General features: G+C 73.4%; 21 protein-coding genes and 1 riboswitch. Of the genes, 7 read left to right on the forward strand and 14 right to left on the reverse strand.

From position 1 onward, the window contains the following. The first annotated feature begins 358 nt into the window (after positions 1-358). From ABTX18_RS22930 to ABTX18_RS22950, 5 genes are all read left to right on the forward strand, one after another. Complete coding sequence (locus tag ABTX18_RS22930) at positions 359-1321, forward strand: RNA polymerase sigma factor SigF (protein WP_352124595.1); 963 nt, start codon at positions 359-361, stop codon at positions 1319-1321. 315 nt (positions 1322-1636) lie between these two features. Next, the gene (locus tag ABTX18_RS22935; RefSeq protein WP_351396885.1) at positions 1637-1747 is read left to right on the forward strand and encodes a putative leader peptide; all 111 of its coding nucleotides are present in this window, start codon (positions 1637-1639) and stop codon (positions 1745-1747) included. Positions 1748-1901: 154 nt separating this feature from the next. Next, positions 1902-3263, forward strand: a complete 1362-nt coding sequence (locus ABTX18_RS22940; protein ID WP_352124596.1) for a bifunctional o-acetylhomoserine/o-acetylserine sulfhydrylase — start codon at positions 1902-1904, stop codon at positions 3261-3263. Positions 3264-3349: 86 nt separating this feature from the next. After that, the gene (gene metX / locus ABTX18_RS22945; RefSeq protein ID WP_352124597.1) at positions 3350-4432 is read left to right on the forward strand and encodes a homoserine O-acetyltransferase MetX; all 1083 of its coding nucleotides are present in this window, start codon (positions 3350-3352) and stop codon (positions 4430-4432) included. 58 nt (positions 4433-4490) lie between these two features. Beyond that, on the forward strand, positions 4491-5756 hold the full coding sequence (locus tag ABTX18_RS22950) for a sulfite oxidase (protein ID WP_352124598.1): 1266 nt from the start codon (positions 4491-4493) through the stop codon (positions 5754-5756). A gap of 69 nt (positions 5757-5825) precedes the next feature. Here ABTX18_RS22950 and ABTX18_RS22955 read toward each other — a convergent pair whose 3' ends face one another. From ABTX18_RS22955 to ABTX18_RS22980, 6 genes are all read right to left on the reverse strand, one after another. After that, positions 5826-6731: an NAD(P)-dependent oxidoreductase gene (locus ABTX18_RS22955; RefSeq protein WP_352124599.1), complete on the reverse strand. Its 906-nt coding sequence runs from the start codon at positions 6729-6731 to the stop codon at positions 5826-5828. A gap of 55 nt (positions 6732-6786) precedes the next feature. Next, entirely contained in the window at positions 6787-7440 is a 654-nt protein-coding gene (locus ABTX18_RS22960) for an adenosylcobinamide amidohydrolase (protein WP_503061198.1), read from the reverse strand. A 127-nt stretch (positions 7441-7567) separates the two neighbouring features. After that, the gene (locus tag ABTX18_RS22965) at positions 7568-8869 is read right to left on the reverse strand and encodes an alpha/beta fold hydrolase (RefSeq protein WP_352124601.1); all 1302 of its coding nucleotides are present in this window, start codon (positions 8867-8869) and stop codon (positions 7568-7570) included. Between the two features lie 84 nt (positions 8870-8953). After that, positions 8954-10012, reverse strand: coding sequence for a 2,5-dihydroxypyridine 5,6-dioxygenase NicX family protein (locus ABTX18_RS22970; protein ID WP_352124844.1), 1059 nt, complete (start codon positions 10010-10012; stop codon positions 8954-8956). Positions 10013-10086: 74 nt separating this feature from the next. Then, on the reverse strand, positions 10087-11754 hold the full coding sequence (locus ABTX18_RS22975) for an OPT/YSL family transporter (protein WP_352124602.1): 1668 nt from the start codon (positions 11752-11754) through the stop codon (positions 10087-10089). A gap of 122 nt (positions 11755-11876) precedes the next feature. Next, positions 11877-12677, reverse strand: a complete 801-nt coding sequence (locus tag ABTX18_RS22980) for an IclR family transcriptional regulator (RefSeq protein WP_352124603.1) — start codon at positions 12675-12677, stop codon at positions 11877-11879. A gap of 391 nt (positions 12678-13068) precedes the next feature. Between ABTX18_RS22980 and ABTX18_RS22985 the strand changes: the two genes are divergently transcribed. Beyond that, on the forward strand, positions 13069-14121 hold the full coding sequence (locus tag ABTX18_RS22985) for a PRC and DUF2382 domain-containing protein (protein ID WP_352124604.1): 1053 nt from the start codon (positions 13069-13071) through the stop codon (positions 14119-14121). 135 nt (positions 14122-14256) lie between these two features. Here ABTX18_RS22985 and ABTX18_RS22990 read toward each other — a convergent pair whose 3' ends face one another. The 5 genes from ABTX18_RS22990 to ABTX18_RS23010 all read right to left on the reverse strand — a co-directional run bounded on the left by ABTX18_RS22990 (position 14257) and on the right by ABTX18_RS23010 (position 19626). Then, complete coding sequence (locus tag ABTX18_RS22990; RefSeq protein WP_352124605.1) at positions 14257-15045, reverse strand: ABC transporter ATP-binding protein; 789 nt, start codon at positions 15043-15045, stop codon at positions 14257-14259. Continuing rightward, entirely contained in the window at positions 15042-16121 is a 1080-nt protein-coding gene (locus ABTX18_RS22995; RefSeq protein WP_503061189.1) for a FecCD family ABC transporter permease, read from the reverse strand. Before ABTX18_RS22995 ends, ABTX18_RS22990 begins: the two co-directional genes overlap by 4 nt. Further along, positions 16118-17158 carry an ABC transporter substrate-binding protein gene (locus ABTX18_RS23000; protein ID WP_352124846.1) on the reverse strand — a complete coding sequence of 347 codons (1041 nt, stop codon included), beginning with the start codon at positions 17156-17158 and terminating at the stop codon, positions 16118-16120. Before ABTX18_RS23000 ends, ABTX18_RS22995 begins: the two co-directional genes overlap by 4 nt. A 63-nt stretch (positions 17159-17221) precedes the next feature. Further along, a riboswitch (cobalamin riboswitch) is annotated at positions 17222-17407 on the reverse strand. A 141-nt stretch (positions 17408-17548) separates the two neighbouring features. After that, positions 17549-17728, reverse strand: a complete 180-nt coding sequence (locus tag ABTX18_RS23005) for a hypothetical protein (RefSeq protein ID WP_352124606.1) — start codon at positions 17726-17728, stop codon at positions 17549-17551. Continuing rightward, a complete protein-coding gene (locus ABTX18_RS23010) occupies positions 17725-19626 on the reverse strand; it encodes an acyl-CoA dehydrogenase family protein (RefSeq protein WP_352124607.1) in 1902 nt (633 codons plus the stop codon). The genes ABTX18_RS23005 and ABTX18_RS23010 overlap by 4 nt, the downstream gene beginning before the upstream one ends. Positions 19627-19779: 153 nt before the next feature. Here ABTX18_RS23010 and ABTX18_RS23015 point away from each other — a divergent pair, with 153 nt between their 5' ends. After that, entirely contained in the window at positions 19780-21072 is a 1293-nt protein-coding gene (locus ABTX18_RS23015) for a hypothetical protein (protein ID WP_352124608.1), read from the forward strand. Between the two features lie 30 nt (positions 21073-21102). Here ABTX18_RS23015 and ABTX18_RS23020 read toward each other — a convergent pair whose 3' ends face one another. The 3 genes from ABTX18_RS23020 to ABTX18_RS23030 form a co-directional block, all read right to left on the reverse strand. Next, positions 21103-22035: a carbohydrate kinase family protein gene (locus ABTX18_RS23020; protein WP_352124609.1), complete on the reverse strand. Its 933-nt coding sequence runs from the start codon at positions 22033-22035 to the stop codon at positions 21103-21105. Positions 22036-22223: 188 nt separating this feature from the next. Next, positions 22224-22487 carry a type B 50S ribosomal protein L31 gene (locus ABTX18_RS23025; RefSeq protein ID WP_136327157.1) on the reverse strand — a complete coding sequence of 88 codons (264 nt, stop codon included), beginning with the start codon at positions 22485-22487 and terminating at the stop codon, positions 22224-22226. A gap of 122 nt (positions 22488-22609) precedes the next feature. Next, positions 22610-23482: a substrate-binding domain-containing protein gene (locus ABTX18_RS23030; RefSeq protein WP_352124610.1), complete on the reverse strand. Its 873-nt coding sequence runs from the start codon at positions 23480-23482 to the stop codon at positions 22610-22612. Positions 23483-23568: the final 86 nt, after the last annotated feature.

The following is a 23568-nucleotide window of genomic DNA, read 5'->3' on the forward strand; positions in this document are numbered from 1 at the left end:
TCGGTGCCGTCCGGTTCCTCCGGCTGCTGGTCGAGGTCGGCCTCGACCGGCCGCGACCGGCAGCCGGACCACCCCGGCCACCGTCGATTTCGACTCAACTATCTGCCGGACATACGTCGGCATGCCCCCCTGACCGCTGTGGCTGTGGCACTCTGGTGACGACCGCCCCACCGGGCTCCCCCGTACCGGTGGGGCGGTTCCGCGTCTCCGCGCCGGGACCGGCCAAGGCGAACGAAGGGGCCTCGGAGCCCGCCTATTGACGCCGTGTCAGCGAATTGGATTCCGTTTGTGTGCATGAGAGCGCTCTGACGGGGCAGGCGTCTCCACCTCATGGCCTACGACCAGGGAGCGTGACGAGATGACGGCGCACACTGCGCGGACTGCCGGGGCGGAGCGAGCGGAGAGTGCGGGGCCGGCACCGGTCGGCACCGGGGCGGCGACGGCAACGGCCGCCGGGCAGGAGGTGTTCGCGGGCACGGCGCCGGCCGCCGCGGACCTAGGGGAGCTGCCGTGGATCGAGGACGCGGGGAAGGTCGCACCCACCGACGCGCGGGAGCTGTCCCGGCTGTTCTTCGACCGGCTCCAGGTGCTGGAGGAGGGGACGCCCGCCCATCAGTACGCGCGGAACACTCTCATCGAGATGAACCTCTCCCTTGTCCGGTTCGCCGCCGGCCGGTTCAGGAACCGGGGCAGCGGCGACATGGAGGACATCGTCCAGGTCGGCACCATCGGGCTGATCAAGGCCATCGACCGGTTCGACCTGTCCCGCGAGGTCGAGTTCACCTCCTTCGCGGTTCCGTACATCACCGGGGAGATCAAGCGTTTCTTCCGTGACACCAGCTGGGCGGTCCATGTCCCTCGCCGGCTCCAGGAGTTGCGGGTCGACATCGCCAAGACCAAGGAGGCCCTGGCCGGCGAGCTCGACCGCGACCCCACCGTTCCCGAGCTCGCCGAGAAGCTGGGGATCAGCGAGAGCGAGGTCACCGAGGGCATCGTGGCGGCCAACGGATACACCGCGGGTTCGCTGGACATGCCGGCCGCCACGACGGACGCGGGGCAGCACAGCGCGACGGGGCGGACCTTCGCCGATGTCCTGGGCAGCCCGGATCCGGCCATGGAGACGGTCGAGAACCTGCACACCCTGGCCCCGCTGCTGGGGGACCTGGACGAGCGTGAGCGGCGCATCATCGACATGCGCTTCGGCCAGGAGATGACTCAGGCGCAGATCGGCGCGGAGCTCGGCATCTCGCAGATGCACGTCTCCCGGCTGATCAGCCGGATTCTGCACAGGCTCCGTGACGGGATGTTCGTCGACGAGTGAGCGGAGCGACGGGCTCCCGGCAGAAGGAGTGAGCGGAGCGAGGGGCTCCCGGCCGCGGCGGCCGGGAGCCCCTTCGCCGTTTCCCCGCGCCGGTACATTGCGGCCCGATGAATTCGGCGCGGGCCCACGCCCTCGTCCGCCGCGCGCCCCGCCTCTCGGCACGCCCCAGCGCGCACGCCACGTCTGCGCAGGTCACGGCAGGGGAAGCGGCGCGGCGCGGGGCAGCGGTTACGGTCCTGGCGCGTTGCCGGCGGGCTCATCGGCCGTACGAGGACGTTGTTGACGCCCTCCTGGGCCACTGGCACGCTCTGCCGCATGCCCGCGACTCCGGTTCTCTTCTCGCGGCGCCACGTCGATCTGGGACGCCTCGCGTCCGCCGCGTGTCGTCGCGGCCCGCGCCGCTCCCCCGCGCCGTCGGCCGGCTGATCCCCGCCGGCGCGGCAGCGATTCCGGCGCCGAACACAGCCTGATCCCCGCCGGCGCCGACGCGGCGACGATGCCCGGTGGCCTGCCACGGACCCCCGCCCCGGCCACCGCGCGCCCGGCCCCGCTCCGTACCGAGAACCGCAGAGGAACCACCATGAGCCAGCCCGTCGACTCCGTCACCGCAGGCCACACCTCCGAAAACACCGAGCGTCAGCAACCCGTGGCCGCCTGGTCGTTCGAGACCAAGCAGATCCACTCCGGTGCCGCTCCCGACGCGGCGACCGGCGCCCGGGCGGTGCCGATCTACCAGACGACGTCGTTCGTCTTCCGCGACACCCAGCACGCCGCGGACTTGTTCTCGCTCGCCGAGCCCGGCAACATCTACACCCGGATCCACAACCCCACCCAGGACGTCCTGGAGCAGCGGATCTCCGCCCTGGAGGGCGGAGTGGCCGCGGTGGCGCTCGCCTCCGGGCAGGCGGCGGAAACCCTCGCCCTGCTGACGCTGGCCGGAGCGGGCGACCACATCGTCTCCTCCACCTCGCTGTACGGCGGTACGTACAACCTGCTGCGCCACACCCTGCCCCGGTTCGGCATCGAGGTGTCGTTCGTCGACGACCCGGACGACATCGACGCGTGGACGGCCGCGATCCGGCCGAACACCAAGGCGCTGTTCGCGGAGACCCTCGGCAATCCGCGCGGTGACGTCCTCGACATCCGGGCGGTCGCCGACGCGGCGCACGCCGCCGGGGTGCCGCTGATCGTCGACAACACCGTTCCGACCCCCTATCTGCTGCGCCCGATCGAGCACGGCGCGGACGTCGTCATCCACTCGGCGACGAAGTTCCTCGGCGGGCACGGCACCACGATCGGCGGGGTGGTGGTCGACGGCGGTACGTTCGACTTCGGGGCGCATGCCGAGCGGTTCCCGGACTTCAGCTCCCCGGACCCGAGTTACCACGGGCTGCGCTACTGGCCGGATCTCGGGCCCGGTGCCTTCGCCGTCAAGCTGCGGGTGCAGCTGCTGCGCGACCTCGGTCCGGCCCTCTCGCCCCACTCCGCCTTCCTGCTGCTGCAGGGCGTGGAGACGTTGAGTCTGCGGCTGGAGCGGCACACCGCCAACGCCCTGGCGCTCGCGGAGTGGCTGGAGGGCCGGGACGAGGTGTCGGCCGTCCACTACGCGGCGCTCCCGTCGAGCAGGTGGTACGAGGCGGGACGCCGCTATCTGCCCCGCGGCGCCGGTGCGGTGCTCGCCTTCGAACTGCGCGACGGGGTGGAGGCGGGCAAGCGGTTCGTGGACGCGGTCGAGCTGTTCAGCCACCTCGCCAACATCGGTGACGTACGGAGCCTGATCATCCATCCCGCGTCGACCACGCACAGCCAGCTGACCGAGGAGCAGCTGGCCGCCACCGGGGCCACCGCGGGGCTGGTCCGGCTCTCCGTCGGGCTGGAGAACGTGGACGATCTCAAGGCCGACCTGGAGGCCGGGTTCCGCGCCGCGAAGGCCGCGTCCTGAGCCGGACCACGCTCTCCCCCGCCCTTCCCCTTCCGCCGGCCACGGGAGGCCGGCGGGAGGGGGATCCGCCCGGCCGCCGTTCCTGGATGCGGGCGAACGGCCCGCTGTCGCTGGAGTCCGGCGGCACCCTGCCGGATGTCCGGCTGGCGTACGAGACCTGGGGCCGGCCGGCCCCCGACGGCTCCAACGCGGTCCTGGTGCTCCACGCCCTGACCGGGGACAGCCATGTGGCCGGGCCCCCGGAGCCCGGGCACCCCACGGCGGGCTGGTGGGACGCGTTGGTCGGTCCCGGCAGGGCGCTGGACACGGACCGGTGGTTCGTCGTCGCGCCGAATGTGCTCGGCGGCTGCCAGGGCAGTACCGGCCCGGCCTCCGGCCGGCCCGGGGGAGGCCGGTGGGGCGGCGACTTCCCCTATCTGACGGTCCGTGACCAGGTCACCGCGGAGGTGGCCCTGGCGGACGCGCTCGGCGTCGGACGGTGGGCGGCGGTGATCGGCGGGTCGATGGGCGGCATGCGCGCCCTCGAGTGGGCGGTGGGCCTGCCGGAGCGCACCGGAGCGCTCCTCGTGCTCGCCGCGCCCGCCGCGGCGTCGGCGGAGCAGATCGCCTGGGGCTCGCTGCAGATCTCCGCGATCCGCTCCGACCCGGGCTGGCAGGGCGGCCACTACCACGACGCGGCGCCCGGCCAGGGCCCGCACCGGGGGCTCGGTCTGGCGCGCAGGATCGCCCATGTCACCTACCGCAGCGAGCCGGAGCTGGCCGCACGGTTCGGCGGGGCGCCGCAGCCCGGTGAGGATCCGTGGCACGGCGGGCGGTACCGGGTGGAGTCGTATCTCGACCACCACGCGGCCAAGCTGGTGCACCGCTTCGACGCGGGCAGCTATGTGACGCTGACCGGCGCGATGAACGGGCACGATGTCGGGCGGGGGCGTGGTGGCGTCCGGCAGGCGCTGCGCCGGGCCCGGATGCCCGCGCTCGTCGCCGCGATCGATTCGGACCGGCTGTATCCGCCCGCGCAGCAGGCCGAACTGGCCGCTCTGCTGCCGGGAGCCGACCGGCTGCGGACCGTCGAGTCGCTCCACGGCCACGACGGTTTCCTCACCGAGACGGACCAGGTCGGCGCGCTCGTACGGGAGTTGCTGCCCGGCCGGCCACGTTCCAGCCCCTGATCCGCCCCGGCTGTCCCAGCTCCTCATCCTCATCCACTCGTCTCCTCCGGAGTTGTCCATGCGATCTGTTCCGCCGTCCGAGGCCGCCTACGACCGGATGCGGCTGCGTCAGTGGGCGCGCGGCACCGCGCGCTCCGCGGGGATCGAGCGCCGTGCTCTGCTGCGGCTGGTCGCCGCCGCCTCGGTTGCGGCCCCGCTCGCCGGGCTCGCCGCCCCCGCTGCTGCCGCCTCCGCGACGGCGACCGCCCCGGGCATCGTGAAGCCGCTGCCGCCCGAGGTGTTCACGGTGCGCGGCACCAACGCGGAGACGAACTTCGCCGCGCTGCGGGAGACCGGGCTGCTCACACCGGCCGAGCGCTTCTTCGTACGCAACCACACGGTCACCCCGCGGATCGCGGCGGCCGACTGGCGGCTGAAGGTGTGGGGCGACGGGCTGAAGGGCCCGGCGGTGGAGTTCACCTACGACGAACTGCGCGCGCTGCCCCCGGTGACCCGGACCTCGTTCGTGGAGTGCGCGGGCAACGCCCGCAGTTACTACGCGACGCAGCAGGGCCAGCCGGTCAGCGGGACCGCGTGGACCCTGGGGGCGATCGGCACGGCCCGCTGGCGCGGGGTGCGGCTCGCCGATGTACTGAGCCGCGCGGGCATCACCCGGCACGCGGTCGACGTGCTGCCGCGCGGCCTCGACGACGAGGTGGTCAGCGACGGGGTCAACCTCGGGCATGTGCGGCGGCCGCTGCCGGTGGCGAAGGCGCTGGACGACGTTCTGCTCGCGTACGAGATGAACGGCGAGCCGCTGCCGCCCGACCACGGCCATCCGGTGCGGCTGATCGTGCCGTCCTGGGTCGGGATCGCGAACATCAAGTGGGTCGGCGACATCGAGGTGAGCGCCCAGCCCCTGGTCTCCCCGTGGAACACCGGTCTCTACCGGCTGTTCGGGCCCGGCTACCCGGCCGAGGGGAGTGCGCCGCTGACCCGGCAGACGCTGAAGAGCGCCTTCGAGGTGGCGCCGGGTGCGGAGTTCCCCGCCCACCGGCGCCAGGTGCTGACGGGGCGTTCGTGGTCGGGCGGGGCTCCGGTGCGCGCGGTCGAGGTCAGCACCGACGGGGGCGCGCGGTGGCGCCGGGCGCGGCTGCGCGACGAGCCGCGGAGCGGGAGCTGGGTGCGCTGGTCGGCCGACTGGGTGCCCGGGGCCAGGGGGCCGGCCGTCCTGCTGGCCCGGGCGACGGACCGGTCGGGGCGCACCCAGCCGGACGTCGCCGTGCACAACACGCAGGGCTATCTGTTCGACGCGGTGGTCCGGCACGAGGTGCGGGTCGTCTGACGACGGGGCCGGGATGCCGGGTTCCGGGTGGCGTCCTTCCCGCACCCGGAACCCGGGCGGGAGCCGCGGTCAGCCGGCGTCCTTCTCCGGGGGACGGCCTGCGTAGTACGTGGCGATCATGTCCTCGTCGCCGTGCCCGGCCGCCTCGGCGCGTTCGAAGCGGGCGGCGGAGGCCTCCGTCAGGTCCAGCCGGACGCCCGCGTGTCCGGCCGCTTCGAGCACGAGCCGGGTGTCCTTGAGGGCCGTGGACAGGGCGAAGCTCGGGGTGAGGTCGCCGGACAGCACGGCGGCGGACTTGCCGTGCAGATAGCCGGAGTCGAGGGGTCCGCCCTTCACGACGTCGAGAAACGTCTGCGGGTCGACGCCGAGTCCTTCGGCGAGATTGAGGCATTCCGCGACGCCGCCCACCATGTTGATCACCCAGGTGTTGACGACGAGCTTGAGCCGGGAGGCGGCTCCCGGCTCCTCCCCCACCCAGACGGTGCGCTGCCCGATCGCGTCGAGCACGGGCCCGGTCACCGCGCGGGCGGCGGACGGACCGGAGACGAGGACGGTCAGCATGCCCTGTTCCGCGGGCTGCTTGGTGCCGGAGACCGGGGCGTCGAGGTAGACGAGGCCGAGGTCGGCGGCACGCTGGGCCAGTTCGGCGGTGTCCTTCGACCCGACGGTGGAGCTCTGCAGGAGCACCTGGCCGCGGTGCAGGCCGTCGGACGCTGCGGTGAGCGCGGCGGCGACGGCGGTGCTGTCGTTGAGCGCGGTGAGGACGACGCCGGCGCCGCGCACGGCTTCGGCCGCGGTGTCGGCGACCGTGGCGCCGTCGGCGGCGAGCGGTGCCGCCTTGGCGTGCGTACGATTCCAGACCCGGACGTCGAGACCGGCCCTGAGCAGGCTCCGGGCCATGCCCGAACCCATGATTCCGGTGCCGAGTACGGCGACGGACGGTTGCTGCGGGACTGCGTCGGCTGCTGAGGTCATGCGGGTTTCTCCCTTCGTCGGCCGCGCCGGTGCCGGCGCGCGGCATTGAGGATGCTCAGGACTGCCGCAGCGCGCCTTCGAGAACGGCGGCGTGCACGGCCCGGGCGAGGCGTGCGCCCCAGCGCGAGCGGGGCCCTGCGAACGGTTCACCGGCCCCGCTGTCCTGGGAGGGTGCGGGTGCGGCGATGCAGACGGAGTCGGTGGGGGTGCCGGAGCAGTCGAGTCCGGCGTCCAGGAGTGCCTGCACCTTGGCCTCGGTGGCGGTGGCGACGGCGTTGACGAGTGCCGCGTCGGTCAGGGGTGCCGGAAGGGTGACGACGATGTTGACCGTCCCCGGCTTCTGCGGCCCCCCGCTCCCCTCGGCCTCTGCCGCCGCCCAGCCGCGTACGCCCAGGCCGCAGGTGGCGGTCGCGGTGACGCCCCCGTCGGCGGCGACGGTGTACGCGGTGACGTCGGCCGCCGTCATCAGGCCGGCGCCCGGGCCGGTGAGCCGCGCGGCGGCGGCGATCTCCGCGAGGTGGCGGTCGGGGTCCATGCGGGGGTAACCGCCGGGTACCTGCGCGTTGAGGATCCAGTCACGCGGGCCGATGCCCCCGCCGAGTACCGCGCTGCTGCACACCCGCCACCCGGGTCCCAGCCGCCACACCAGGTGGTGCAGCTCCCGGCCCTCCTCGCGCCTGGCGAGCAGCTCGCCGCGCTGTTCGGGCAGCCGGACGCGTACGGAACGGATGAGACACCCCCGGTGGTGCGGCAGGTCGGTGGTCGGCACGGGACCCGTCGATCATAGGCGGCGGGCCAGGGCTCCCCCGGGGGCGCGCCCTACCCGTTGCCGGAGGTCAGGCTTCGCCGCGTGACATGGCGATCAACCGGTCCAGTACGGCGGCGTCGGCCCGGACGCCGTCGTGGGCGTAGGCGTCGGTGACCCAGGTCCGCAGCCCGCGCACGGCGCCGGCGGTGGCCAGGGCGTGCTCCCGGTCGACGTACATGTCGTCGTGGTAGACGGCGGCCACCACGGGGACCTCGTTGACGGCGAGCCGGTCCAGGTCGTAGAGCGCCGGCCAGTCGGTACGGGCGGCGAGCGCCTCGGCGGCGCCACGCAGCGGGACGAGCGCCGGGTCCTCCTCGAACTGCCAGGGATAGACCATCTCGCCGGTGAACCGGAGCGGACCGGCGGCGGTGGCGTCGAAGGCCGGAAACTCCTGGCGGACCCGGTGCGCGGACCAGTCGGTGGCGCGGCCGCCCTGGGCGTAGATCGGCTCGTGGAGCGCGGCGTACAGGGGGCGTTCGGCGAAGGACACGGCGGTGTCGACGCCGCGCAGGAAGGTGTCGGTGAGTTCGGGTCCGTCGGCGCCTTCGGTGAAGGCGGTCTCCAGGAGGTAGTGCAGCGAGTCGAACTTGGCCGCGGTCCCGAAGGTGATGCCGAGGCTCTGGAAGCGGCGCACGCTGAGGCGTTCGCCGGCCGGCATCCGGACGTCGTGCGTGTCCAGGTGCGCGGCGACGGCGTCGGCGAGGGCCTGGTCGCCGGGGTAGCGCGCGAAGTAGCGCTCGTTGTGGGTGAGGGTGCGGGCGTACGCAGCGCGGTAGATGTCGTCGGCGTGGCCGGTGAGCGTGGGCAGCCCGCCGGTGATGTACGCCCGGGTGAGCCCTTCGGGGGCGAGGGAGAGATAGGTGAGGGTGGAGAATCCGCCGAAGCTCTGGCCGAGGACGCTCCACGGCCGGTCGCCCTGGAGGTGGCGGCGCAGGTGTTCGGCGTCGCGGACGATCGAGTCGGCGCGGAAGTGCGCGAGGTAGTCGGCGGCGGCCCGGGAGTCCGTACCGAAGCGGGCCAGGGTGACGCGGTCGGCGGGGGTGGAGCGGCCGGTGCCGCGCTGATCCATCAGGACGACACGGTGGTCGGCGAGGGCGCGGCGCAGCCAGGCACCCGCCGCGTGGGGGCGCTCGGCGCGACCGCCGGGGCCGCCCTGGAGCCAGAGCAGGCGGGGCAGTTCCTCGCGCTCGCGGCCCTCGGCGACGACCTCGCGGGCGAACAGACTGATGGCGGGGCCGTCCGGGGTGTGGTGGTCGAGCGGCACGTCGAGGGTGTGGTCGGTGCAGACCAGGCCGCCGTGGCGGTAGGAGACGGGGGCGGGGGTGGTCATGGGCGCTCCTTGCGCGTCTCGGTGCGGTGTACGGGTGCCGGGCGGGCCCGCACCGGGAAGGTGCGGGCCCGCCCGGCGGTCGGCTCAGTAGCCGGCGACGCCCAGGTCGCGGCAGATCCCGACGAGCTCGGGGTGCACGTAGCGCCCGTTCTCCTCGATGGCGACGCCGTCCAGGTAGATGGACGGGCCGAGGACGCTGCCGTCGGTGTGGGCGGCGGCGACCCACGGTTCGCCGCCGATCCAGGCGCCCTTGGTGCCGATGCCGAGCTCGACGCAGCCGAAGACGCGCTCGTCCTCGACGATGCGGCCGGTCGGGGCGAGGACGCCGGGGTTGAAGCCGAGCGACCAGTGCGCGACGCGGAACATGTTCGGGTCGTCGAAGGACTCCATCCAGCGGCGGAACGTGTCCGCGTCGGCGTCGCCCTCGATCTTGGTGATGACGCCCTTCTCGACGGTGCAGCGGACCGGGGAGCGCAGCAGGCCGAGCTCGTCCGGCGGCCACAGGGCGCCGTCGAAGACGAGGACACCGTCCTGGGTGTCTTCGAGGGGGTTCCAGGAGATCTGGCCGGAGAGCATCACGGTCTCGCCGGGCTTCTCGGCGGGCTTGCCACGCAGGTTGACCGGCCGGTCGCCGTTGCGGCCGACGAGGTCGGTGCCGTTGGCGGAGGTGATCCGGACCTCGTCGGCGGCCTCCAGGAGGGCGACGAGCGCCTTGCCGAGACGGATGACGCCCTGGAAGTCCGGGCGGCCGACGGTGGCGACCAGCATCTGGACGTCCATCGCGGTGAGGTTGGTGTAGCGGCAGCCGTTCGCCATGGCGGCGCGGAAGGCGTCGGAGTGCATCAGGTACGAGACCGCGAACTCGATCCACACATCGGCGTCGGCGATGGCGCCGGCGACGGGCCGGGGCGGCTCCATGGAGGCGCCGGGCAGCGTCTCGTACCAGACGACAACGGGGTGCGCCCCGGCGGCGGCGACCGCCTGGGCCGTGGCCTCGATGACGCGGCGGTCGCTGCTGGTGTCGCCCGTGAGGACGACGTGCTCGCCGCGCTTGACCAGCATGACCTCCTCGACGAGCTTGCGGGCGGCCAGGGCGAGTTCGAAGCTGAGGTACTCGGGGCGCGGTTCGAGCCTGCTGTACATGTCCACGGGGTGGTTCTCCTTGCCATGCGGGTGGTGCTGAGTGGTGCGGGGTGTGGTTCAGGGGGCGGCGGCCGTCAGGTCTTGAGGATCTGGGCGGAGTCGCCGAGCGAGCTGCCCGCGATCAGTCCGGCGCCGACCAGGTTGAGTTCCTCGTCGGCGGTGGGACCGCGCAGCTTCCGGTAGCCGACCCGGACGACGAGGGCGCCCAGGACGAGCCAGCAGGCCTGCGGGGTGAGGATGAGCAGACCGGTGGCGAGCATGACGCCCATCTGCCGGCGGGTGCCGCCGAGCAGTTGGACGGCCGCGCCGGGAACGGCCCAGAGCAGCATGGTGCGTACCGCGTCCGGATCGCTGAGCCCGCTCTTGATGGTGTCGGCGTACACCTTGGCGACGGGCGGGACGAGTCCCTGTCCGAAGTAGGAGCGCCAGGCGAGGGCGACGACGACGAGGGCGACGGCGAATCCGATGAGGGCGGCCATGAACTGCTGGCGGCGGCCCTCGCGTTCGAAGGGGTCCCAGGGACGGTGTTCGCGCCGCAGCAGCCAGCCGGCCTTGAGGTCGTAGCCCATGTCGGCGAAGGCGGGGCCGGTGGCGGAGACGTATCCGACCAGCAGGGCGAGCGGCACGGACGGGATGCCGACGGCGAGGCCCAGGATGAGGAAGATCAGGGTGACGGCGAAGGACGGGAACCAGCCGGACTGCATGGCGGCGAGGCCGACGATCAGTTCGTGGACCAGGGCCGCGAAGGCGGCGAACAGGACCCAGCCGACGATGCCGAGGGGGCTCATGTCGCCGATCAGTCCGCCGAGGACGGCGAGGACGGCCGCTCCCCCGGTGAAGAGCGCGAAGCCGCGGATCAGGGAGAGCCGCAGGGCCCCTTCGTTGACGGTGTAGGCGGTGGTCGGGTCCGTGTCCTGGACGGTCGCGACGCTCGAAGCCTCCGCGGCGGCCTCTTTCCGCTTGCGTTCGCGCCGGCCTATGAGCAGGTGGACGGCCTGGCCGAGTGCGACGATCCCCGCGCCGACCATGACGCCGTGCGGGATGTAGCCGGCGCCGAGATCGGTGTGGAGGACGTCGGGGCTGTACTGGCGCAGCATCAGGCCGATGCCGAACATCATCAGTGCCCAGACGTTGCCGAGGAAGGCCACACCGGCGGCGGAGAGCGGCAGGCTGAAGAGCGTACCGGCGAGTCCGACGGCGGTGCCGCCGGCCAGGATCAGGGCGCGGCGTCCTCCCCGGTCGCCTGCCTTGATGGTCTCGGCGGCGGCGGTGCCGGGCGGCCAGGCCGCGTCGGCGGGCAGCAGCCGGGAGCCGAAGGCCCGGTAGAGGACCCAGGCGTCCACGACGAGGCCGATGAACGCGCCGGCGAGCATCGGCCAGACCAGGTCCTTGCGCCCGAAGACGTACGGCACGGCGACCGAGGTGAGCAGCGCGTTCGCCGAGGCGAAGGTCGCGGCCGAGATGGCGCTCTGGGCCAGGTTCTGGCGGTGCACGGAACGCATCCGACGCAGGAAGCCGAGGGGAATGCGTCCGATCAGCATGGCGACGAGTGCACCGACCACCGAGGTGTTGGCGGAGATGCCCAGTTTCGAGACCAGGTCGATGCCGATGACGGCGCCGACGGCGGAGAGCACGACGAGGATGACCAGCAGGACGGGTTCCCCCACCCTCGGGTGCGGCCGGGGCTCTTCGGGCCCCGGCGGCGGTGGGGCGGAGTGCGGCGCGGAGACGTGGTGCGCCATGGGGCACCCCCTTCGGTGAGCAGGGCGGGGAGCCAGGGCGAAAGGCCCTGGGTGTGTCCCCGGTGGGGTGGGCGGCGGTTCGCGAGGGCCGCGCTGGGGCGGGTTCGTACGGGGCGCCGGGTTCAGCCGCCGAGGGCGGCGGTGATCTCCGCCGCTCCGGCGCGTACCAGCGTCACGAGGGTGTCGGCGGCCCGCTCCACGCGGTGGGACGGGCCGATGACGGTGAGGGATGCGGGGACGCCCTCCCCCTGGAAGACGGGGGCGGAGACCGCGGTCACCGCTTCGTCGTACTCGCCGTGGCTGATGCAGTAGCCGTCGGCGCGGACCTGCGCGTAGCAGGCGAGCAGCGCGTCCAGGTCCGTGATGGTGCGGTCGTTGAAGCGCGTCAGTCCGGTGGCGCCGAACATCTGCCGGATCTCGCGTTCGGGGTGGTACGCGAAGATCGTGTGCCCGGACGCTCCGGCGTGGCCGGGCATGACGGCGCCGATGATCGCGGTGTAGCGGACGGGTCCGGTGCCGTCGACGGCGGCTTCGCAGCGGTAGCTGCCGCCGTGCGGAACGTTGAGGACGATGCTCTCGCCGGTCTCCCGGAGCAGCCGGGCGAGTACCGGGCGGGAGATCGAGGACAGCACTCCGCTGTGCTCGCTGACCCTGGCCAGCCGGGACAGGGCGGGACCCGGGCGGTAGCGACGGCTGTTGTCGTCGCAGAGCAGGAAGCCGCGCGCGCTCAGGGTGGTGAGCAGGCGCTGCACGACGGCCTTGTCCCAGCCGTGGTGGCGGGCCAGTTCGCTGACGCCCCATTCGGGGCGCTGCTCGGTGAAGGTGAGCAGCACGAGCAGGGCCCTGTCCACGGTCTGCAGCACGGCGGGAGCCTGCTGGCCGGCCGGTCCCGGGGTGGTGGTGTCCGTGCCGTGCTCAGCCATGGGCCGGGCCTCCTTCGTCCGCGTCATCGTCGATCTGTCGGTGCGGAAATCGCAACGCCGTTGCGATTTCTGGCGAAAGAATGCGGGTGCCCTCAGCGCGTGTCAAGGGTTTCCCGGAAATCGCTCTCGCTGCCCTCCGGTCGGCTCCGTCCTGCCCTCCGGTGGGCGAGCTCGCGGGCCCCCTCCCCCGTTCACTCGATTGGCCTAATCGGGCCGGCAGCCCCGCAGCCGCGTCGCACGGGGCCTGTACGGACATGGGGCGGGTACGGCGGCCGGCCTCCGGGGGCTGGGCGGTTGCAGCGTCCATCCGGGTGAGGCGCGATGGAATCCGGACGCGCCTCCCCTGCTGGACCCACCCACAGGACGCGCCCGGGCGAGGAGGGAATCGGTTATGGGAGCCGCTGACGGTTTCACGGATTCCGGAGAGCTCGACGGCCTGACGGTGTACGACACCGAGGGCGAGAAGATAGGCAACGTGGGGCGGGTGTATGTCGACGACAGCACCGGCCGGCCGGACTGGATCACGGTGAAGACCGGCCTGTTCGGCATGAAGGAGAGTTTCGTGCCCCTCGCCGGAGCCCGCCGCGTGGGCTCCGACCTGCACATCTCGCATCCGAAGGATCAGGTCAAGGAAGCCCCGCGGGTGGACGCGGACGCCCATCTCTCCGTCTCGGAGGAGGAAGAGCTCTACCGGCACTACGGCCTGACCCGCAACACCAAGGCCAATCTCGGCGACCGTGCCGGAGCCGGTGGCACCACTGGGGCCGACGCTCCGACCACGACCGGTACGGGCACCATGGGCGCGGCCGGAGCCGGAGCGGCAGCCGGGGCCGGCGCCGCGGGCGCGGGCGCGGGCGCGGGCCGGACCTCCGGAACCGACCGGACCACATCGGCCGGCATGGCGGGCGCGGGCGCCGGAACAGGAACCGGCAGGCACCGCGACACGGAGACCTCCGGCACGTCCCGGCCGCTGGCCGGAGCCGGCGCGGGCACACAGCGCTCCGCCGCCGACCTCGGCGGCAAGGACGAACTGATCCGTTCCGAGGAGCAACTGCGCATCGGCACCGAGGAGTACGAGAGCGGCAAGGCCCGCCTCCACAAGTACGTCGTCACCGAGAACGTCACCAGGACCGTACCCGTGTCGCACGAAGAGGTGCGCGTGGTCCGTGAACCGCTCCGCCCGGGCGACAAGGTGACCGGCCGGGCCGACATCACCGAGCAGGACGTGGAGGTCACGCTGCACGCCGAACGCGCCACGATGCGCAAGGAGACGGTGCCGGTCGAGCGCGTACGGATGGAGACGCAGAAGGTGACCGAGCAGAAGGAAGTCTCCGCCGAACTGCGCAAGGAGCAGATCGACTACGCGGACGGCACCACCAAGAGCGGCCCGGACATGGGTGGCAAGGACATGGGCGGTGAATTCGGCCAGGGCCGACGCCGCTGACCTCCGGCGCACCGTGCCGGACGGCCGAACCGCACCAGTGAAGGGCGGGCCCCGCGCCGGGGCCCGCCCTCCGCGCTCCACGGTTCTCGCGGTTTCGCGCCGCCCGCTTCTCGCGGTTCCGCGCCGGCAAGGGCGTCAGGGCCGCTCCGGGCAGAAGCGCACCGACGGCCGGCCCTGCGGGCCGTCCGGTGTCACGACGGCGCGCACCTGGTAGACGTCGGTGATGAGCCGCTCGGTGATCACCTCGGCCGGGGTGCCGCCCGCGACCACCCGTCCCTCGTTCAGCACGACGATCCGGTCGCAGAACATAGCGGCCAGATTGAGGTCGTGCAGGGCGATGACGGCGGTCAGCGGCAACGAGGTGACCAGAGTCAGCAGTTCGAGCTGGTGCTGGATGTCCAGATGGTTGGTCGGTTCGTCCAGCAGGAGTTCCCGGGGCTGCTGGGCGAGCGCGCGGGCGATCTGGACGCGCTGGCGCTCACCGCCGGAGAGCGTGTGCCAGGACTGGTCGCGGCGGTCGGCGAGACCGGTCCGCTCCAGGGCCTCGCGCACCGCGCTCTCGTCCGCCGCCGTCGGCGCCGACCAGGCACGGCGGTGCGGGATGCGGCCCAGGCGTACGACGTCCACGACGCTCAGCTCGACCTGGGTGACGGCGTGCTGGTCGACCACCGCGACGCGCCTCGCCACGGTGCGGCGGCCGACCTCGGACAGCGGATCGTCGTCGAGGGTGACCAGCCCCGCGTCCGGGTCGAGGACCCCGGCCAGTATCCGCAGCAGGGTGGACTTCCCGGAGCCGTTCGGCCCGATCAGCCCGAGGGTGGCGCCGGGCGGCGGAGCGACGGAGACACCGTCCAGGATGAGGCGGCCGCCCGCCTCCCGGCTGACCCGGCCGGCCCGCAGGCCGCCGGGGACGGCCCCGGTCACGGGGTCCGCCGGGTGCGGTGGAGGACGAGGACGAAGGCGGGGACCCCGATCAGCGCGGTGACGACTCCCACCGGAACCTCCTGCGGGTCCAGGACGGTCCGGGCCAGGGTGTCGACCCAGACCAGGAACACGGCCCCGGCCAGAGCGGTGACCGGCAGCAGCCTGCGGTGCCCGGAGCCGGTGAGGGCGCGCGCCGCGTGCGGCAGCACGAGTCCGACGAAGCCGATGGCGCCGGCCGAGCTGACGAGCGCGGCGGTCAGCAGCGCGGTCGTGCAGAGCAGGACGATCCGGGTGCGGCCGACGTGGACGCCGAGGGCCGCCGCCGCGTCCTGGCCGAAGGCGAAGGCGTCGAGCGTACGGGCGTGGCCGAGGCAGATCAGCAGGGTGACGGCGAGCACGGCGGTACAGATCCACACATCGCTCCAGCCGACGCCGCCGAGCGAGCCCAGCAGCCAGAACAGCACGCCGCGGGTCTGCTCGGCGTCGGCGGCGGTCATCACGACGAAGGAGGTGAGCGCGGAGAACAGCTGCATGGCCGCCACCCCGGACAGGACGACCCGGTCGGTGCTGCCGCCGAGGGTGTGGCTGAGCAGCATGACCAGCGCGAAGGAGCACAGCGCCCCGATGAACGCTCCGGCCGGCAGGGAGACCGCTCCCCCGCCGACGCCGAGGACGACGACCGCGACCGCACCGGTCGACGCCCCGGAGGAGACCCCGAGGACGAACGGGTCGGCGAGCGGGTTGCGCAGCAGCGACTGCATGACGGTGCCGCAGACCGCGAGCCCCGCACCGCAGACGGCTGCGAGCAGGGTGCGCGGCATGCGCAGGTTCCAGATGATGCCGTCGCGGATCGGGCTCAGCCGCGACTCACCGGCGCCGAGGTGGGAGGCGACCGCGGACCAGACGTCGGCGACCGAGATCCGGGCCGGTCCGATGGTGACGGCGACCGCGACGGACAGGGCGAGCAGCAGGAGCCCGCCGGTCCACAGGAGCCCGTCGCGGACACCCGGCCGGCCGGGGCGGGCGCCCGCGCCCGCGTCCTCGCGCGGTGCGACGGCCTGTTCGGTGTCCGTCACCGGGCGAGCCCGAAGCTGCGCAGAGCGGCGGCGACACGCTCCACGCCCTCGACGGTCCGGATGGTGGGGTTCATGGCCTGGCCGCTGAGCAGCACGTAGCGCTTGTGCCGGACGGCGTTCATGTTCTTCGTGACGGGGTCGGACTCCAGGAAGGCGATCTTCTTCGCGGCGCTCTCGGCGGTCTGCGACTTGCGGGTCAGATCGCCGATGACCAGCACGTCCGGGTCGCGGTCGGCGACGGTCTCCCAGCTGATCTGCGGCCATTCCTCGTGGGTGTCGGCGAAGGCGTTCTCCGCGCCGAGTTCCCGGGTGATGATGCCGGGCGCACCGCAGCAGCCGGCCAGGTACGGGGACTCGGAGTTGGCGAACCAGTACATGAGGGACGTTCCGGAGGCGTCGATGCCGTCCGTGGCCTCGCGTACGCGGGCGCGCAGCCCGGCGACGAGCTTCTCGCCACGCCCGGGAACGCCGAACACCCGGGCCAGGTCGCGCACTTCGGCGTAGACGCTGTCCATGGTCAGGGGGCCGCTGCGGACGCCGTCGCCGTCCTTGCTGTTGTCCTTGGCGGTGCAGTCGGCGGGCGAGACGTAGGTGGGGACACCGAGCTTCTCGAACTGCTCGCGCGGAGCGACCCCGCCCTTGGCGAGGGTCGACTCGAAGGAGGCGCTGACGAAGTCGGGTTCCTGGTCCAGGACCTTCTCCGACGAGGGGCGGTTGTCGGAGATCCTCGGCACGCCGGCGTTGGCCTTCTCCAGGCCTCCCAGCACCGGGTCGGTCCAGGTGGCCGTGGCGGCGAGCCGGTCGGCCAGGCCGAGCGAGAGCAGGATCTCGGTCGATCCCTGGTCGACCGGAACGGCGCGCTCCGGCGGCGCGTCCACGGTGACGGTCCGTCCGCAGTTCTTCAGGGTGACCGGATAGCCGTCGGTCCCCGGGGACTTGGCGGCGGTGCTGTCCTTGCCGCCGCCGCAGGCCGTCAGCAGGATCAGGGCAGCGGTGAGCAGGGCGGCGGAGCGGGCGGGGCCGGCTATGGGCGGCACGGAGTACCTCGGCGTCTCTGGGCCCATGCGCGGGGCCCGCTGTACGGAGTTCCGCCGCCCGGTGCCGGGCAGCGGGTGCCAGCAGGTCTTCGGACTCGGGTTCATGCGGACGGGACGCCTTCCCGGGAAACGTCGCTCTCCCAGTGGCCGTGGCCCCGCCCGTCCCCCTCACCGCTGCGCGTCAGTTCCGGATTCGCACCGGATTCCCTGACCCCTACGTGGAGTTCGACTGGCTCCGGCACGCTACCACGAGCCTCTGCGCAGCTCAGCGGCAGTGCGCCGGTGGTACGGGCGGTGGGCGGCCGGGCGTGTGGCGGCCGAGGCGTGTGGCGGCCGGGGCGGGGTCGCGCACCGCCCCGGCGCCGGAGCAACCGGTCGGCGTCTCGCCGGTCACCCCTTGCGGCGAACCGATTCGCCACCCTGGATGCGCGGCGGCCGCTCGCACCACCGTGAGAGCACGGAGGCGGTCCCCCAGAAGGCCAGCAGGACGATCCGGACGCCCAGCCGGCCGGCCGCGTCCGCCGCCCGGTGCCGGAACACGGCGGCTCCGCGCCGCGGTGTGCCGGTCATCGCGCGCCCCCGGAGGGTTCCCGGGCCGCGGTGGTGTGCCAGGAGGCACCCGGGTCGTCGTACGCGTCGGTGTAGTCGGCTCCGGCGATGGGCCAGTCCGCGAGCAGCTCCGGGGGCAGCGCGAAGGAGTCGGCCAGTTCCGGGAGGTGGCCGCTCACGGCGGCGACGAGCTGCTCGGTGGCATCGGTCAGCGCGTCGACCTGGCCGGCGGTCAGGTGGCCGGCGGCGAGCAGGTCCCCGCTGTTGCGCGCGACCCAGCGCAGGGCGAACAGCCGGGCCAGTTCGGCCAGCCGGTCGCGGGCCTCGCCGTCGGGCAGGGCGGCGAGCGCGTGGTCGTACGCGTGGGCTGCCTGCCGGTAGGCATGGGCCTCGACCCCCCGCAGGGCGGGCCCGGAAGCCGCGTTCCAGCGCTCCAGCGGGTCTCCGTGTGCCGCCCGCGCCATCCGCGCCGCCGCCCGGGCGAACCAGATGCCCTCCACCTGGTCCAGGAGCCCGCCGAGGAACCGCAGGTCGGCGAGGTCGCCGCTCGCGGGGCCGGGCGCCGGCTCCTCCTGCCGGGCCCGTGCCGCGTCGGCCATCAGTCCGGCGGCCGCCCGGGCGTGGATGGCCAGGTTGTCGCCCTCGGCGGTGATGGCACCCTCGATCCCGGTGACGAGTTCGGTCATCCCGTTGTTCTCCAGCAGCCCCTGGGCGCCGCACCGCTCCCGGCACTCGACGATGACGTCCCGGGCCTGCCAGGTGATCCATGCCTTGGCGATGTCGACCAGCCGCTCGGCCGTCTCCCGCTCCGCGGGCGGCCGCGCCGCGGCCTTCTCCCACCGGTCGAGTACGCGCCGGTGCAGCAGGCTCATCGCGAAGACGGTGGCCATGGCCTCGGCGAGCGGGCCGTGGTGGCTGCGGTGGGCGATGACCGGCACCGGCGGCGACGCGCGGCCCGCCGAGACGAAGCGGTGGCCTCCGTAGCGGACGGCGACGGCCAGCGTGACGCGCGCGGAGCCGGCCGCACTGGCGCTCATGCAGACCCGGCCCGTGACGACCCGTCCGATCGACGCCAGGAAGCGGCGCCTGCGGCCCTCCGTCTCGCTGCGGAACACCCCGTCGCCCCCGACCCGCCCCTGCGCGCCGCCCAGCAGCGCGCCACGGTCCACGAAGACCTGGTCGAAGGAGGTCAGGCAGTGGTCGACGGGACTGCCCATCCGTGCGGGAAGCCGCCGCACCCGGACGCCGGGCAGGGCCCGCGACGCGTCCGTGAGCGGCACCAGCAGCAGGAAGACGCCGCGGTCGGCGCCGCCGACGATCAGCCGTGCCGCGACGAGACCCGACTTGGGGCCGCCGGCCGGGCTGGTGTTGGGCATGAACTTCTGCGCGCCGGCGTGCGGGGTGTGCAGCACGAACCCGTCCCGGCCGGGGTCGTAGGTGGCGGTCGTCTCGATGGCGGCCGCGTCGTTGCCGTGCGCCACCTCCGTACAGAGGAAGGTGCCGATCCGCCGCAGCCGGAGGAAGTCCGACAGGTCACGGGGGCCGTCGGCGTCGTGGTCCAGGAGACTGCCGAGGAACAGGTTGTAGTGAACGCCCGCGACCGTGGCGAACGCCGGGTCCACCGGAGCGAGCCACTCGTGCAGGGCCGCCAGGGCGCGGGGGTCGGCGGCCGGGCGTGCGGCGCTGTCCAGCGCGTTGTTGAGCGTGCGCAGCCGTGCGTGGGCGAGGGCGAGGCGCTCGTCGGGGGTGGGGCCCGGCGGCGGCCAGAGCGGCCGGCGGAACGGCTCGGTGGCGACGAGGCGGCGCCAGAAGCCGTGTTCGCGGCGGGCGTCCGGGCCGAACAGCACGGTGCTGAGAAGGCCGGCGACTCGCCCGTTGACGGTTTCCGAGGGGTCGGTGCTGTCGAAAACGGTGTTCATAAAAGCGGGAACGACCGGGAAACGTCCAGGACACCGTTCCCAGCCAGTGTGCGTGAGTGACTCCTGGACCCACTGATGTTGTGCTGGGCGCATCGTCACCCGTATGCCGTAATCCGCCGCGCTGTACGGGCGGGCAGGACATCCCCTTGGTGCATGGAACAGCACCCCGCCCAGCGGGCCACACCGGACGAGCACGCCGAACTGGTAGCCCTGCGTGACCGGGTGGCGCGGCTGGAGGGCCGTGGCCCGGGCCGCTCCCGGCTGCGTCCGCGCTCGTTCTTCGCCGTGCTGTTGATCCTGGTGGCCGCCGTGCTCACGCCGCTGAGCCTCCTGTCGAGCTGGGCGAGCGAAGTGGCCGGGGACACGGACCGTTACGTGGGGATGATGAAGCCGCTGGCCTCCGACCCCGAAGTGCAGGCGGCGGTGACCCACCGCGTCACCGATGCCGTCATGGACCGTCTGGACATCGACGCCCTGCTGGCGGACGTCGCGCCCGCCGACCGGCCGGTGGTGGACAAGGCGCTGGGGAAGCTCGGCGGTCCGCTCACCACAGGGGTCACGGACTTCGTGCACGGGACCGTGGAGAAGTTCGTGAGCAGCGACGAGTTCGAGCGGGTGTGGACCAACCTCAACCGGTCGGCCCACACGTCCGTCGTGAAGGCCCTGACCGGAGAGGGCGGCGGCGCGGTGAAGATCGCCGGCGACACGGTGACGCTGGACCTCGCCCCGGTCATCGACCGGGTCAAGCAGCGGCTCGTCGACCGCGGTCTGACGGTGGCCGGGAAGATTCCCGAGATCCACACCGATTTCACCCTGTTGACCTCGGACTCGGTCGGCAAGGCGAAGAAGGGGTTCAGGGCGCTCGAACTCCTCGGATTCTGGCTGCCCGTGTTCACGCTGCTGGTGGCGGCGGGCGGGGTGCTGCTCGCGGTGCGCCGGCGACGGGCCCTGGTGACCGCGGCGCTGGCGGTCGCGGTGGGCGCGGGGCTGCTCGGGCTCGGGCTGTGGGCCGGGCGCGCGTTCTACCTCGACAGCCTCCCCCCGCACGTCTCGCAGCCGGCAGCGGGGGCGGTGTTCGACGCGCTGGCCGGGTATCTGCGCGCCGGGGTCCGGCTGGTGGTGACCGTGGGGGCGGTGGTGGCCCTCGCCGCCTGGCTCACGGGCCGGGGCCGCGCGGCGAACCGGGTCATGGCGATGTGGAGCGGTGGCATCGGGGCCGTACGGGACGCGGCCGGCTTCACCGGCGGCCCGGCCGGGAGGTGGGTGCACCGGGTCAGGCGGCCGCTGAACTGGACGGTGGTCGTGGTGGCCGTCGCGGTACTGCTTGCGTGGGACCGGCCGACCGGGCTGGTCACGGTGTGGATCGCGCTGTGCGCCCTGTTCGTCCTGGCGGTCGTCGAGTTCCTGGACGACGACAGCACCCCGCATCTGACGGCGAAGGCGTAGCGGGCACGACCGGGCGGCCCGGCCGGGCGTTCACATCCTGCCGAGCACCGCGGCCAGTTCCCTCTCGTCGGGCGGGCTGGCGCCGGCCCGGGCGACGGTGACCGCCGCCGAGGCCGCCGCGTGCCGCAGGACGTCCGTCACGGTGGCCGGGTCGAGTGCCCGCAGCCGTTCCCGGCCGGCCGCTCCGAGCAGCCCGTGTGCGGCGAGCGCGTGCAGGGCGCCGGACATGAAGGCGTCCCCCGCCCCCACCGTGTCGACGACCTCGGTCGGCAGCGCGTCGACGCTCACCCGCGCGTCGGGCAGGACCGCGAACGCCCCGTCGCCGCCCCGGGTGACGAGGACGACGGCCGGGCCGGTGGCGCGCCACCGTTCTGCGGCCCTCACCGGATCCTCGCCCGGATACAGCCAGTCCAGGTCCTCGTCGCTCGCCTTGACGACATCGCTGAGGGCCACACAGAGCTCGGCCCGTCGCACGGCGGTCTCGTGGTCGCCCATCAGCTCCGGCCGCACGTTGGGGTCGTAACTGACCGTCGCGGCGGCACGCAGCGATTCCAGGGCGGCCACGACCGTGGCCGCGCCGGGTTCCGTGACCGTCGCGATCGAGCCGGTGTGCACATGGGCGGGGGGCCGCTCCAGGGAGACCGCGCCGAGCGTCCAGGTGATCTCGAAGGTGTACGTGGCCCGCCCCCCGCCGTCCAGAGTCACCGCAGCGGACGGGGTGGGGGCGGTGGAGCCGTCCGTCCGGATCTCGACCCCGGCTCCGGTCAGGTGGTCGCGGATCAGCCGCCCGTTCGCGTCGGCTCCGAGCTGAGTGAGCAGGGTCGTGCCGTGTCCGAGCCGGGCCAGGCCGTACGCGACGTTGGCCGGGCTTCCGCCCGGGTGGACCCGGTCGGCCGCATCCGGCAGTCGGACGATGTCGGCGACGCATTCACCGATGACCAGCAGGCCGGAACTGTCGAGCATGAAGGTGACCTCTCCTGGAGTGCGGTGGCCCGGGCGTCGTCCTGGCAGGCGGGACTTCCTGCGGACATGCCGGGCACCATCCTGCCGCGTGCGCGACGGGCGTCGGCAGCCGGTCACCCGTAGCGCACGAGGACGCGCCGAGTCCCCCGCCCTGGCCGAACGGGACGGGGGACTCGGATCGCGCGCGGTCAGGAGGCGTCGGCGCCGCCCTCCTCGCCGTATCTGCGCTCGAACTTGGCGACCTGCCCCTCGGAGTCGACGACCCGCGCCTTGCCCGTGTAGAACGGGTGGCTCTCGGCCGAGATCTCGACGTCGATGACGGGGTAGCTGTTGCCGTCGTCCCAGTCGATCGTCTGCTCGCTGGAGGCGGTGGACCGGGTCAGGAAGGCGTAGCCCGCCGAGCGGTCACGAAAGACGACGGGTCGGTACGAAGGGTGCTTGTCCTGCTGCATGCCTGCTCCTGGGGACGTGCGGGTACGGGCGCGGGACGCTCCCGGCCAGCCTGGCGAACCGGAGCGGCCCGCGCGATCGCACACGTCCGTCCGGGGCATCTCCCAGGACCGCCGGACAGGCCCTACGCCTCCAGCGCGTCGGCCACGAGTGCCAGGAACCGCGCATGGGCCCGTGCGCTGCACACCGGCTCGGGGTTCCAGGGCACCACGCGCACGGCTCCGCGGACCGATGCCCAGGGGCCGTCGGCCGGGAGCGCGTCGAGCGAGGTGGCGTGGGCACGGATGTCGGCGAGCACGACGGAAGGCCGCAGCGCGGCGGCCTGGGCCCAGCCGGCCGTGGACCAGTTGGCACCGGGGCCCTCGGCGGGTTCCACCATGCCGACGCCGAGCTCGGCCAGCACCCGCAGCTCGGGCCACATCCGGGGACGGGCCAGGTGCACCTGCTCCGGGCCCGCCGGGGACAGCGCGATGACCCTCGCCCGGTCCGGGCCCGCGGTCAGCGCGCGCAGCCGGTTCCGCGCCGCGTCCAGCTCCCGGGTGGCCGCGGCGGGCTCCTCGGCCCCGAGCGAACGGGCCAGCTCGGCGAACCGGTCACCGATATCGGTCAGAGTGCGCGCCTGGCCCACGTCGATGACGACGACCGGGACGTGCCCCTCCAGGTGCTTGGCCGTGGCGGGATCGAGGCCGTAGACCTGACCGCCGCCGTAGCTGACGGCCACCACGAGGTCCGGTTCCCCCCTCAGCAGCGTGTCCGCGTCCAGCGTGGCGCCCGCCCCGAGGTACGCGACGTCGGCCAGGGGCAGCGACCCGGTCTTGGCCGCGTCCGGCACCTGGGGGTCGTCGTGCCCGGAGCCGAATATCCCGCTCGGGCGGATGCCGTGGTCCCATAAGGTCGCACCGGCCTGGACATAGGCGAGGATCCTTGCCGGGCGCCTGTCGGCAGCCGACACCTGTCCTCGGTCGTCGGAGAACTCCCACACGGTCCGCTCCCTCACGTCACACACCTCTCGCCACCGGCTTGCCGCCCCCGTCGCGGGCTCGTCCAGGACTACCTGCCCAGCGGACCCGGGCGGCACCCGCG

It is taken from the genome of Streptomyces sp. NPDC096323 (assembly GCF_040302845.1).
GTDB lineage: Bacteria > Actinomycetota > Actinomycetes > Streptomycetales > Streptomycetaceae > Streptomyces.